The 13,004-nt window shown below is 35.6% G+C and carries 10 protein-coding genes; all 10 read right to left on the reverse strand.

Annotation, left to right across the window (positions count from 1 at the left end; genetic code table 11):
• Positions 1 to 37 precede the first annotated feature (37 nt).
• The 10 genes from D778_RS09910 to D778_RS09955 all read right to left on the reverse strand — a co-directional run bounded on the left by D778_RS09910 (position 38) and on the right by D778_RS09955 (position 12,973).
• Positions 38 to 775, reverse strand: coding sequence for a shikimate dehydrogenase family protein (locus D778_RS09910; protein WP_007650230.1), 738 nt, complete (start codon positions 773 to 775; stop codon positions 38 to 40).
• Positions 768 to 1,787, reverse strand: a complete 1,020-nt coding sequence (locus D778_RS09915; protein WP_007650231.1) for a DUF368 domain-containing protein — start codon at positions 1,785 to 1,787, stop codon at positions 768 to 770. Before D778_RS09915 ends, D778_RS09910 begins: the two co-directional genes overlap by 8 nt.
• Complete coding sequence (locus D778_RS09920) at positions 1,788 to 2,798, reverse strand: DUF368 domain-containing protein (RefSeq protein WP_007650233.1); 1,011 nt, start codon at positions 2,796 to 2,798, stop codon at positions 1,788 to 1,790.
• 57 nt (positions 2,799 to 2,855) lie between these two features.
• Entirely contained in the window at positions 2,856 to 4,241 is a 1,386-nt protein-coding gene (locus D778_RS09925; RefSeq protein ID WP_007650234.1) for a tetratricopeptide repeat protein, read from the reverse strand.
• A 138-nt stretch (positions 4,242 to 4,379) separates the two neighbouring features.
• Positions 4,380 to 5,570: an aspartate aminotransferase family protein gene (locus D778_RS09930; protein ID WP_007650237.1), complete on the reverse strand. Its 1,191-nt coding sequence runs from the start codon at positions 5,568 to 5,570 to the stop codon at positions 4,380 to 4,382.
• Positions 5,571 to 5,572: 2 nt separating this feature from the next.
• Positions 5,573 to 7,354: an OstA-like protein gene (locus D778_RS09935; RefSeq protein ID WP_238307649.1), complete on the reverse strand. Its 1,782-nt coding sequence runs from the start codon at positions 7,352 to 7,354 to the stop codon at positions 5,573 to 5,575.
• A 244-nt stretch (positions 7,355 to 7,598) separates the two neighbouring features.
• Positions 7,599 to 8,870 (reverse strand): adenylosuccinate synthase, encoded by a 1,272-nt coding sequence (locus D778_RS09940; protein WP_007650241.1) that lies wholly within the window; start codon positions 8,868 to 8,870, stop codon positions 7,599 to 7,601.
• Positions 8,871 to 8,881: 11 nt separating this feature from the next.
• The gene (locus D778_RS09945) at positions 8,882 to 9,334 is read right to left on the reverse strand and encodes a Fur family transcriptional regulator (protein WP_007650243.1); all 453 of its coding nucleotides are present in this window, start codon (positions 9,332 to 9,334) and stop codon (positions 8,882 to 8,884) included.
• 26 nt (positions 9,335 to 9,360) lie between these two features.
• On the reverse strand, positions 9,361 to 11,574 hold the full coding sequence (locus D778_RS09950) for a RelA/SpoT family protein (RefSeq protein WP_007650245.1): 2,214 nt from the start codon (positions 11,572 to 11,574) through the stop codon (positions 9,361 to 9,363).
• Between the two features lie 160 nt (positions 11,575 to 11,734).
• The gene (locus D778_RS09955; RefSeq protein ID WP_007650247.1) at positions 11,735 to 12,973 is read right to left on the reverse strand and encodes a M48 family metallopeptidase; all 1,239 of its coding nucleotides are present in this window, start codon (positions 12,971 to 12,973) and stop codon (positions 11,735 to 11,737) included.
• Positions 12,974 to 13,004: the final 31 nt, after the last annotated feature.

Consider the following 13,004-nt stretch of genomic DNA (forward strand, 5'->3'; position numbering starts at 1 on the left):
TTACAAAGGCTTCGTATATATTTTATGTAAATAACATTTAGCTGTTCCAGATTTCCCAAGCTTTATTGGCTTGAAAAATAAGCATCTGTAGACCGTTGATGGTAGTGGCTTTTTTTGCTTTTCCAAGTTGGAGAAATTTGGTCTGCTCAGGATTGTAAATTAAATCGTATAGAATGTGTTTGTTGTTTAAGGCTTGATATGGAATTTTGGGACAGTCATCTATGTTTGGATGTGTGCCTAAAGGCGTGCAGTTAATAACAATAAGATGGTTCTGTATATCGCTTTCACTTAACGATGTGTATGTGATTGGATGCGTATCTGAAGAATTTCTTGAAACAAAAGTATAAGCAATATCCAGTTTTTTTAAAGCAAAAGCTATGGCCTTGCTGGCTCCTCCTGTTCCTAAAATTAGAGCTTTTTGGTGATGAGGTTTCAAAAGAGGTTCCAGTGTTTTTTTAAAGCCATACCAATCGGTATTATACCCTTTTAATTTACCGTTTTTGCAGATTTTTATGGTGTTCACTGCGCCAATTTCCTGCGCTTCTTTATTTAAGGAGTCTAAAAAAGGGATGATGGCTTCTTTATAGGGAATGGTCACGTTCAGTCCTTTTAAATCTGGATTGCTTTTTAAGATTTTTGGAAATTCCTGAATATTTTGGATGTCAAAATTTTCGTAATAAGCATTCAATAATGTTTCATTTTGAAACTTATTTTTAAAATACGTCTTGGAAAACGAGTAAGAAATGTTTTTTCCTATTAAGCCAAATCTATCCATTTGTTTTTCTGGTTTTCTTCCCATAAACCTCCAAAGCCAAAACTATAATAATTCCAAGGATGATGTAGCCAATGGCCATATAGGTATTGTTATGGAGTTCTGGTATGTAACGTGTGTAATTTTCAATGATTTTATGTCCAGTTGTGTCTAGTATAAACTCTCCGTCCATATTGGTTTTAAAAATGGTTTTTTTCCAAGGCCAGACCACACCAAGCGAACCAATGATAAAACCTATAATGGTTGAAATGGTTATGCTTTTATAATGCTTTAAAATATAATTTAAAATATGAGAGAAAGTTACCAAACCAACTACAGACCCAATGGTGAAAACAGCCAAAACCTTCAACATTCTTAAGCGTTCCAAATTGTTTATAAAACTAAAATCGCCAGTTATTAATTCGGCAAAGGTATCGTAAAGTGCATTTACCGAGTCGACCAATAGTAAAACATAGTTGCCTAAAAGAATCAAAATAAAAGAACCTGAAAATCCTGGTAAGGTCATCCCAGACACACTGATAATGCCACAAAAGAAAACAAACAGTAGGTTATCGTTTTCTGTGGCAGGATCCAAAAAACTAATCCCAAGACCCAAAACAATCCCAATAACCAAAGATATATAGGTTTTATAATTCCAATCCTTAAAATCTTTGCTTATGTAATAAATAGAGCCTACAATCATTCCAAAAAACACACTCCAAACGTACAGCTCGTAATGGGTAATTAAATAGTCCAGTATTTTGGATACGCTAAAATAGCTAACAACCATTCCTAGGAAAAGTAAACTTAAAAAACGACCATTTATATATTGAAAGAAACTTTTAAACCTACCATTGATCAACAGTTTAAAAGCCTTGCCATTCACTTTTTGAAGGGAGTATATAAATTCCTCATAAAAACCAGCCACAAAAGCCACAACGCCACCAGAGACTCCAGGTACTTTGTTGGCAGCTCCCATGCCTAATCCTTTTAAGATTAGAAATATCTTATCCTTAAATGTTCTGGTGCTCTGCATTTAAGCTTTTTTGTTTCCTATTTTTTCAAGAATAAAAATAGTTAAAAAACCTGCAACTATAAGTGCAATGGCGGCAATTAATTGCGAACTTTCACCATTGTTGATGGAAGAATAGACAAATGGAGACACACTTTCTTCTGTAACAATTTTGTAAGATTCAAAATCATTTATTTGCTGTTGATACACTGATAAGGACCCTAAATTGGAAATATTGGAAAATGGAACAGCTTGGCCAGTGGTATCTTTTAAAACCATAATGGATTTTTTCCATGGCCATATTTTATTTAATGAGCCCACTATAAAGCCAGTTAATAAAGCCAAAGTGGTATTGTGATAGTGCTTAAAAAGCCATTTTAAAACACGGCTAAAACTTAAAAGTCCCACAACGGCTCCAACGGCAAAAATGGCAATACGTTTAAAATCCCAATCGTGTATGGCATCGCTTAAGGTCTTGTAAGCTCCTAAAATAACCAAAATAAAAGAGCCAGAAATTCCTGGTAAAATCATGGCACAAATGGCTATGGCTCCTGCCAAAAATAAAAACAGTGGATTGCTGTTGCTGGCCATGGATGGCAATGTGGTTACATAATAGGCAGCAAACGCACCAATAATAAGGGATATTATTGTGGCTAAACTCCATTTTTTTATTTGTTTGCCCACAAAGAAAATACTGGCAATGATTAGTCCAAAAAAGAAAGACCAAATTAAAACAGGATGTTCTTCAATAAGATATTTGGCCAGTCGCATAAAAGAGGCAAAACTGGTTAAAATACCAATTAACAAGGCTAAAATAAAATTACCGTTTAAGGCTTTCCAAAAAGTTTTAAATCCATCTTGCCTTAAGGTTTTAATTAGGGAAATATTCACATTGCTTATGGTGGAAATAAGCTCCTCATAGATGCCGGAAATTAAGGCAATGGTTCCTCCAGAAACTCCTGGAACGGCATCTGCAGCTCCCATGGCAACACCTTTTAAGGTTATAAGGAAATAGTCTTTAAAACGTCTTTGCATGCTTCAGTTATTAAAAGAGACCCAAAGGTATGTAAATAAAGTTAGACGTTTTTACTATTATTTGGATTTAAGCAAGTTTTTAATTTGTCTTTTTTTATAGACTTTAGGAAAGAGCTCTTCCAGTATAAATGCATACTCTACATTAAAGGACAGCCCGTTTTTTAAATGATATTCGCCTTTTTCGGTTTCATTTAAAGTGAAATACAATCCAGCCAACCTATATTCAATTTCGGCATTCTCTGGATAAAATTCCGATGCTTGTAGAAAATTGTAAACAGCAGCTTCCGGTTCACCAAGTTTCAATAAAATATCGCCTCTTACCAACCAAGTTTCCAATTCGTAGTTACCCAGTTCCAAAGCTTTTTTGTAGCCTCTTTCGGCTTCTTCCAAAAGGTTTAACCTGAAATTTAATTGCGCATACAGTTTCCAATAGATTACATTTTCAGAATCGATATTGATTGCTTTATTGATGTAATAAAGTGATTTTTTGTAATTACCTTTTTTGTTGTAATATTTTGTAATGGCAATCCATCCTTTATCCAATAAAGGATCTTCTTTTACTGTTTTAGTATAATACTGAATGGCTAATTCGTCTTGATCCAATTTTTCGTAACAGTGACCAATTCTCAATAAGGCAAATGACGTTGCGTCATCCAGTTTCAATGTTAAGGAATAAGCCTCTAAGGCATCTTCATAGCGTTTTAGTTTTTCCAGCACTTTTCCTTTTTCCAAATAGGCTCCAACAAAGGTGTCATCGGAAATGATGGCAAAATCAAAGGCTGCCAAGGCTTTTTCGTGTTCTTTTAATGCGTAATATTGTTTTCCCAACTGATGCCAAGCCACTTCGCAATATGGGTTTTTATTCAAAAAGGTGTTAAGGTAGTCTATGGCTTCATCGTATTGGTCCAAGAACTCGAAGCAATAAATCATGTTGTACAGCGCAGAATAGTCCTCCATATCTTCTTCCATACATTTCATAAAGTAATATTTGGCATCTTCAAATTTATCCAGGAACAAGTATTCCATACCTATTAAGGAATAAATGTCCTGAACATCGTCTGTAAGTTCCAGGGCTTTTTTTAAGACATGTATGGCTTTTTTGTGATGGTCCTTTTTTGAAAGGATATTGGCTTTTTGGATGTATATTTCCTCGTTGCGAGGTTCTAACTCATAAAGTTCGTTTAATAAGGCATCTGCTTCTTCCAGCTTGTCTTCAAAAACATAAATTTCAATTTTAAAAAGTTTTAAATTGGTGGAATCAGGATGCTGCTCCAATCCTAATTTAATGGCTTTTTTGGCTAGTGAAATTTTACCTTGTGTGAGGTAATGGTGAATGATATTCTCAAATTCTTCTGAATCGAAAAACAACACATGGTTTGTTTTTAACATCGATTCAAATTTCGTTAGAGGTAAATTATTGTTGTCGTTGGGACTAAACTCCATAAGCACATTTATATGGTTTATAGTACTTAAATGTAACGTACTAATTGATTTTTATGATAAAATTGCTTAAATGTTTTTAACAAAGTAATGAACACTTTTGCGAATAAGCTTGTTTTTTATTGATTTTCAGATAGTTGTTTAGCTGTGTTTTTCTTGAATTTCATCCAAAACCTTTAAAATAATCTGACAACCTTTGATGATTTCTTCTTTTGTAATGGTTAAAGGAGGTGTTATTCTAATGGCTTTAGGTTCAAAAAGTAACCAAAACAGGATGAGACCTTCGTCCTGACAGGCTAAAATAACTTGGTTTGTGATATCTGCTGAAGGTGTTATGGCAGCAAGCATTAAGCCTTTACCACGTATGTCTAGAATAAGAGGATGCGCTAAATGTTTTCTAAATAACTGCTCCTTTTCAAGGGTTTGCGCCATTAAATCGCTTTTGGTGACTTCCTTTAAAGTTGCCAAGGCAGCAGCAGCTATTACAGGATGACCACCAAACGTGGTAATGTGTCCTAATTTAGGTTTATCTTGAAGTAAGTCCATTAATTTTCCAGATGCTGTAAAAGCACCAATAGGCATACCTCCACCTAAACCTTTTCCGGTAACCAAGATATCTGGGACACAATTGTAATGTTCAAAACCAAACAGTTTTCCAGTTCTACCAATTCCAGGTTGGATTTCATCTAAAATCAATAAGGCTCCAACTTTATCGCAACGTTCCCTTACTTTTTCTAAATAATGATTTTTAGGTTCTATAAATCCGGCACCACCTTGTATGGTTTCTAAAATAACTCCAGCTGTTTTTTTTGTGATTTTAGATAGGTCTTCTTCGTTGTTAAATTCCATAAAGGACACATCAGGCAAGAGAGGTCTAAAGGCTCTTTTGCGCTCCTCGTAACCCATAACACTCATGGAGCCCATGGTATTTCCATGATAAGCGTTTTTTGCTGAAACAATACCACTTCTGCCTGTTGCTCTTTTGGCTAATTTTAAAGCACCTTCAATGGCTTCGGTACCAGAATTGGTTAAATAGGTTTTTTCTAAATTGTTAGGTAAATTTTTTGCCAAAAATTTGGCGAGTTCCACAGCTGGTTCCTGTATGTATTCACCATAAACCATAACATGCAAGTATTGGTCCAATTGCTCTTTAATGGCAGCAACCACTTTAGGATGTCCATGGCCTAAGGTACAAGCCGAAACACCTGCAACAAAATCCAGATAGGCCTTGTTGTTAACATCATAAATATAGGATCCTTTGGCATGAGAAACTTTCATGGCCAATGGATGTGGTGATGTTTGTGCTTGGTATTTTAAAAAATCTTCAGCCATAGTTAATTTTCAGATGCTTCCATTAAGGGTTTGGGTTTTTCTTTTTTTTGTTGCATGCTGTCCAAAATACGTTGAGGTAGGTGTCTAGATGCTTTAGAGCGTTTCTTTTTATTGTTCTTTTGGTTGTTTTTGACATCTTTACTTGCTTTGGGCTGCTCTGCTTTTTCGGCTTTTTCAATACGGCCAATCATGCTCTCGTCAAAAAACTCTTCCTGTGGCACATAATCTTCCAACCCCTTAATAACTGGTAAATTTAAAGGAGGATCGTCGCTAAACAAGTCTTCCACACTTTTAGGTCGTTCGTCCTCTCGCCAATCAAAACCTCTAAGCTTTCTGGCATTTTTTGGGAACTCAGATTCAGGATAGGTTTTAGCATCAATTTGATTGTAGCGGTTGTATTGCTCAATGTCTCCATCTGCAAAAAAGATGGAAATGCTTCCGGATTTAGCCTTGTCTATGCCAAAAAGTTCCTGCTCATCATTTCTGGCAAAAAAGATGGATTCAGCATTCTTAATAATGTCCACTTGCCTTAAATTGTTTTTTTCGTCAAACAGTCCTACCAGTCTTTTTCCTGAAATCTGATTGTAACTGTCTTCGCTTATGGTGTCTTTGCTTATTAAAAAGGCATCATAAAACACAATTAAGGAGTCTAGTTTTTCTGTTTTGGGATTCGATTTAATATGAATGGTATCTCCAGTCATTTGGTTTCCTAAATTCCAGATTATTGGTCTTCGTTTAACGGCAAAGGCATCTTTTGGTGACAGTCTGGATAGATTGATAAGCTGTGTCAAACCTGTTTGGTGGTCAATGTGTATGGAATCGGCTTTACCACTCATGTCAGATTTGTACATTTTAGTGTTTCTAAATGCTCTGGTAATTCTTTTGTCTGGTTTTCCTGTGACCATTAAAGTATCTGCATGCACATAAATGGAATCGTTTTGCTGCACTGAGATTGCCAAGGCTCTTTTGGTAATAAAAACAGAGTCTTTGTCTTTGTATACCTCGGCATAATGCCCTTTAATGATGCTTTTGTTAATGGTATCCGTTACTGTAATGTTGTTGGTTGCAGAAGCAAAGCTTCTAGTGTTGTCAAAATACATACTGTCGCCTTCAAAAACCCGATTATCGTATTCTATCTTGGTTTTTTTAACACCATAACCTTGTTTGTTTTCGGTATCATAAAACCCTTTTTCACAATAGGTTTTGCTGTCATCGGTTACAATGGTCGAAGGTCCATATAAATAAGCATAACCACTTTCTGAATAAAAATCCAAATGTTTGGTGTTGATTTTATAGTCAGGATGTGTTAACACCACGTTGTTAACAAACTGGTATTTTTTAGCATCCATATAATAACGACCAATCTTACTGGTAATGGTGCCAGAAGAGTCGCGAACCACTTGTCCACCTGTTTTATAGTAGGATTGTTGCTTGACACGATCAAAATATAAGGTGTCTGTGGTAAGCGTGGAATTAGGTTCTGTAAGGACCACGTTTCCACTAGCAAAAGCCAATTTGGTTTTGCCACTGTACTCCACATACTTGGCTGTCATGTTAATGGTGTCTCCTTGAACCATTTTAACATTGCCATAAGCTTCAATAAAATCTTCGTTACTGTAAAGTAGTGCTTGGTCACAATACATATTTACACCTTCGTGAAGCACATGTATTTGTTGCGAATCGTCGCGAGTCATGACTTTTAAACCAGGAGCTTCTTCTTCCTTAAACTCCAGAAATCCAGAGTATTTAATCTCAATACGTTTTTGTTCTTGGGCAAAAGACATACCAAAGAATAAAAGGCATAAGAAAAAGCTAAGTAAGTTTTGACTTGGTTGTTGCAACATCTTAAATTTTGTCCAAAAATAATGATTAATATCTTCTGTTGTGTGGCATTAAGATATTTTTAATAGAAAAACCTATCAAGATAATTACTTGACAGGTTTTGTTTTATGGGATTCTCTGCCTGTTGGCAGACAAGTTCACTTTGTTCTGAAAGAGACATAAACTGTGCTCAGTGCAAGCAAGTTGTTACCTAAAAATAGTCTGTTTTCTATCTGGTCCTACAGAAACCACATAGATTGGTATTTCCAGTTCTTTTTCCAAAAAATCTATATAAGCGTTCAATTCTTTAGGGAATTGGGAGGCTTCTGTCATCTTGGTTAGATCTTCTTTCCACCCTTTAAATTCTGTATAGATAGGTTGGATGTTTTCTGGTTCAATATTATATGGTAAATGAGTGATGGTGTCGCCTTTATAGTTGTAAGCAGTACAGACCTTTAAAGTTTCAAAACCAGAAAGGACATCGCCTTTCATCATCATTAATTTAGTAACACCATTAACTTGGCAAGCGTATTTTAATGCAACCAAATCCAGCCAGCCACAACGTCTTGGACGTCCAGTAACAGCTCCAAATTCGTTTCCTACTTTAGCCATTTTTAAACCTACCTCATCAAATAACTCTGTTGGAAATGGACCGGAGCCAACACGTGTTGTATATGCTTTAAAAATACCATACACGTCGCCAATTTGGTTAGGCGCCACGCCCAAACCTGTACAAGCTCCAGCAGCTGTTGTGTTGCTAGATGTTACAAATGGATAAGTACCAAAATCAATGTCCAATAAGGAGCCTTGAGCGCCTTCGGCAAGAATGGTTTTTCCAGCTTTTTGTGCTTGGTACAAATATTCCTCTGAGTCTATAAATTGCAAAGATTTTAAAACTTTTACAGCTTCAAAAAACTCCACTTCCATTTCCTCTAAATCATACTGAACATCTACATTGTAGAATTTTATCATGGCTTCGTGCTTATCTGCCAAAGCACGATATTTTTCTTTCCAATCTGATAATTCCAAATCACCTACACGAATTCCATTTCTTCCTGTTTTGTCCATATAGGTTGGGCCAATTCCTTTAAGGGTTGAACCAATTTTAGCTTTTCCTTTTGAGGCTTCACTGGCAGCATCCAACAATCTATGTGTTGGCAGAATTACATGTGCTTTTCTGGAAATAATGAGTTTCTTTTTATAATCGATATCAAATTGGTCCAATCCTTCCAATTCTTTGGCAAAGACCACTGGGTCTATCACCACGCCATTACCAATAACATTTATGGATTCTTTGTGGAAAATTCCTGAAGGAATGGTTCTTAAAACATGTTTTATGCCATCAAACTCAAGGGTGTGTCCTGCATTAGGGCCACCTTGAAAGCGAGCAATAATATTGTAATTGGAAGTAAGAACATCAACAATTTTTCCTTTGCCTTCGTCTCCCCATTGTAGTCCTAGTAGTAAATCTACTGCCATTTTAAAATAAGTTATTTAGTTGTTTTTCTGTTGCCGTAAAAGTAGAGTGAATGGTTTTTGATTTCTATATCAAAAACTTCTTCAATTGTTTTTTTTATGCTTTGTATTCTTGGATCGCAAAACTCAATCACTTCGCCTGTATCTGTTAAGATCACGTGGTCGTGTTGTTTGTCGAAATAGGATTTTTCATAATGTGCCTGATTTTGACCAAACTGATGTTTTCTGACCAAGCCACATTCCAATAGCAATTCTATGGTATTGTAAAGCGTGGCGCGAGAGACGCGATATTTTTTGTTTTTCATACTAAGGTATAAAGACTCAATATCAAAATGCTCTTCGCTATTATAGATTTCTTGTAAAATGGCATAACGCTCTGGTGTTTTACGATGGCTTTTTTCTTCCAAAAAAGCTGTAAACACGTTTTTTACAATTTCCTGATTTTTTGTGTCTGTTTTTAAGCTCATAATCTGTGGCAAATTTACATTAATTTTTAAACTCTGGAGACTTTATCGATACCATTAATTTTTTTCAGGTTCTCCATAAGCTTTTTTAATAAGGTATTGTTTTTGACAATCACATTTATTTTACCAGAAAAAATACCATCATCACTTTGAAAACTTAGACTTTTCATGTTCACGTGCATGTTTGAGGAAATAATTTTTGTGATTTCGTTTACCAAGCCCAAATTATCAATGCCTGAAAGGATGATTTGAGCTGCAAACTCTTGTTGCGATGAATCGATCCATTTGGCAGTCATGATTCTGTATGCATAATTGGACTGTAAGCTTACAGCATTTGGGCAGTTTTTTTTATGTACTTTCAAACCATCATTAATGGTTAAAAAGCCAAAAACAGGATCACCAGGAATTGGGTTGCAGCAGTTGGCAAATTTATAATCCAATTTCTCTTCTTCTTTGCCAAATACCAATAAATCGTATTTGGAGGTTATCTCATCTTTATCCAGCTCTTCTTTGGTAAGGGTTGGTTTCCTGGAGATTTTATTCTTAATATAGCTCATGAACGCATTGCTTCTGGATGAAGCAAATTCTTTAAGCATGGTGTTGTCTATGGTTCCTATGCCAACTCTATAAAATAAATCCAGGCTGGTTTTAAGTTTAAAGTAATTTACCAACTCATTAACCGATTTTTCATTCAAAACAATTTTTAATTGTTTCAATTTTCTTCGAAGAATCTCTTTGCCGTCTTCGGCAATTATTTTTTTGTCTTCCTTTAAAGCAGATTTAATTTTGCTTCTAGCTTTGGCAGTGGTAGCATAATCCAACCAGTTGGAATTGGGTTTGGCCGTTTCTGATGTTAAAATGTCTACACGATCGCCACTTTTCAATTCGTGACTTAAAGGAACCAATTTTCCGTTTACTTTGGCACCACGTGTTTTCATACCAACTTCGGTATGGATGCTAAAGGCAAAATCCAATGGAGAAGCTCCTTTTGGCAAGGATTTTAGTTCGCCTTTAGGAGTAAAAACAAATATTTCTTTGGAATAGAGGTTAAGTTTAAACTGCTCCACAAAATCCACAGCGTTGGTTTCATGGTTTTCCAAAGCTTCCTGTAGTTTGGCAATCCAACTGTCCAAACTGTCGTCTTTTTCATTTCCTTCTTTGTATTTATAGTGTGCAGCAAAACCTTTTTCGGCAATTTCGTTCATTCGTTCACTTCTTATCTGCACTTCAACCCATCGTCCCTTTGGCCCCACAACAGTAATGTGCAAGGCTTCATAACCAGTAGATTTGGGCGAGGAAATCCAATCTCGAAGTCTGGTGGGATTGGGCCTAAAATGGTCTGTTACTATGGAATAAATTTTCCACGCCAGGAATTTTTCGTTTTCAGGTTCGCTTTTATAAATAATCCTAACAGCAAACTTATCATAAACTTCATCAAAAGAAACACCTTGGTTCTGCATTTTCCTTCTAATGGAAAAAATGGATTTTGGTCTACCTTTTATGTCATATTCCAACTGCTCTTTGTCCAAAGAGGTTTTAATAACATTTGTAAACTCATTAATATAGGCGTCTTGTTCTTCTTTGCTTTCTTTAATTTTGGTTAAAATATCCTTGTAAACTTCGGGTTCTGTATATTTTAAACCTAAATCTTCCAATTCGGTTTTAATGTTGTAAAGTCCAATTCTATGAGCCAAAGGCGCGTAGATGTATAATGTTTCCGATGCAATCTTCACCTGTTTGTCTGAACGCATGGATTCCATGGTCTGCATGTTGTGGAGCCTGTCGGCAATTTTTATGATTATTACTCTCACATCATCATTAAGGGTAAGCAACATGCGCCTGAAATTTTCAGCTTGAAGGGACACGTCCATTTCGGTGTCCAAAGATGAGATTTTGGTTAAACCATCAACTATTTTTGCAACGGTTTCCCCAAACAATTGTTCAATGTCTGCAATGGTATAATCATCGTTATCCTCTACCACATCATGTAAAAGCGCAGCAGCAATGGATGTGGCATCCATGCCAATTTCCTGTGCCACAATTTTGGCAACAGCAATAGGATGGAAGATATAAGCTTCGCCAGATTTCCTGCGTTGGTCTTTGTGTGCATCTACAGCTACGTCAAAGGCTTTTCTGATAAGTTTTTTATCGTCGTCTGAAAGTGTTCTGTAACTCACACGAAGCAATTCTTTGTAAGCTTGTGTAATGGCAGCATTTTCCTGTTCTAGCTCTAATTCTGTCATAGACTTAAAAATAGTATAATCAAAGCGAATTTACAACCCTTTTGCTTTTTGCAACTGAAGGAATGGTAAGATTCTAAATCTGTGTGAATTTTTATATAAATATAAGATGTTTCACGTTTTTTATTTCATAAAAAACAAGAAAAGTTTCATGAATTGAAATTTAAGCCTTTAATTTTAAATTTTTAATTCTTTCCAATAAGGTAGGATGCGAATAGTGCACAAAAACATAGGCCTTATGTGGTGTTAAATTGCTCAAGCTGTTTTTAGAGAGTTTTTTTAAAGAGCTTATTAAAGGCTGGGCTTTATAGGTTTTTTTGGCGTAATTGTCTGCTTGGTATTCAAAGGTTCTAGAAATCCAATTCATGATTAAACTGGTGACTTCTGAAATAGGCGCATACAATAACCCAAAAGCAATAAGCCCAATATGAAAACTGGGGATGTCTACTCCCAAAGCATGTGAGAGCAATGGATTTGATATGAAAATAGACAAGATATAAAGAGTTAATCCCGTTAGTATAATAGAAGCTGTTAAGTTGAAAATGATGTGTTTTTTCTTGTAATGACCAACTTCATGGGCAAGTACAGCCACAATTTCCTCGTCTTCCAAATCGTTTATTAAGGTATCAAAAAGGGTAACACGTTTTTCACTGCCAAAACCTGAGAAATAGGCGTTGGCCTTGGTGCTTCGTTTGGAACCATCTATGACAAAAATTTTATCTAATTTAAAACCCACGGAATTGGTATAGTTTGAAATTTTGTCTCGCAATCCGCCAGCATCCAAAGGGGTTTGTTTGTTAAATAATGGTACAATCAGCTTGGCGTAGAACATGTTCATAATGATGGTAAAAACAGTTGTTAAAGCCCAAGCATACAGCCAGAAATTGTCGCCAGAGAACTGATAAAACCAAATAATAAGTGCCAATATGCCTCCACCTAAAAAAACCATCATAAGCCAGCCTTTAATTTTATCCATCACAAAGGTTTTTTTAGTGGTTTTATTAAAACCAAAACGCTCTTCTATAACAAAAGTCCTATAGTAAGAAAAAGGCGTGGAGAGGATATCGCTTCCAATCATTATTATGCCGAAGAATATAAGCGCAATTATAATTGGGTTTTCAAAATAGCTTCTTGCAATGTTGTCCACATATTCAAATCCATCGAAAATTAAAAAAATTAGGGTTAAAACCATTGAAAATGAAGAGGTAAGCAACCCGAATTTGTAATTGGTTTTTTTATAGGCCTGAGATTTTTTGTATTCAGTTTCATCATACACATCTTGAAGCTCATGGGGAATAGGGTCATTAAAATGCTTAGCGTTTAAAGCGTCCAGGGCTTTGTCAATAATAAAATTTACTATTAATATGGCTAGGATAATATAGAATAAGGTTGTAGCTGTCATAAAAAAATAAAAATTCAAATATTTAAAGTCC

The organism is Xanthomarina gelatinilytica (assembly GCF_000348685.1).
Lineage (GTDB): Bacteria > Bacteroidota > Bacteroidia > Flavobacteriales > Flavobacteriaceae > Xanthomarina > Xanthomarina gelatinilytica.

Excerpts from the sequence above, each read along its gene's own strand:
- D778_RS09930 (WP_007650237.1), bottom strand. The coding sequence starts at position 5,570 with ATGGCTGAAGATTTTTTAAAATACCAAGCACAAACATCACCACATCCA.
- D778_RS09935 (WP_238307649.1), bottom strand. The coding sequence starts at position 7,354 with ATGTCTTTTGCCCAAGAACAAAAACGTATTGAGATTAAATACTCTGGA.
- D778_RS09940 (WP_007650241.1), bottom strand. The coding sequence starts at position 8,870 with ATGGCAGTAGATTTACTACTAGGACTACAATGGGGAGACGAAGGCAAA.
- D778_RS09920 (WP_007650233.1), bottom strand. The coding sequence starts at position 2,798 with ATGCAAAGACGTTTTAAAGACTATTTCCTTATAACCTTAAAAGGTGTT.
- D778_RS09915 (WP_007650231.1), bottom strand. The coding sequence starts at position 1,787 with ATGCAGAGCACCAGAACATTTAAGGATAAGATATTTCTAATCTTAAAA.
- D778_RS09950 (WP_007650245.1), bottom strand. The coding sequence starts at position 11,574 with ATGACAGAATTAGAGCTAGAACAGGAAAATGCTGCCATTACACAAGCT.
- D778_RS09910 (WP_007650230.1), bottom strand. The coding sequence starts at position 775 with ATGGATAGATTTGGCTTAATAGGAAAAAACATTTCTTACTCGTTTTCC.
- D778_RS09955 (WP_007650247.1), bottom strand. The coding sequence starts at position 12,973 with ATGACAGCTACAACCTTATTCTATATTATCCTAGCCATATTAATAGTA.
- D778_RS09925 (WP_007650234.1), bottom strand. The coding sequence starts at position 4,241 with ATGGAGTTTAGTCCCAACGACAACAATAATTTACCTCTAACGAAATTT.
- D778_RS09945 (WP_007650243.1), bottom strand. The coding sequence starts at position 9,334 with ATGAGCTTAAAAACAGACACAAAAAATCAGGAAATTGTAAAAAACGTG.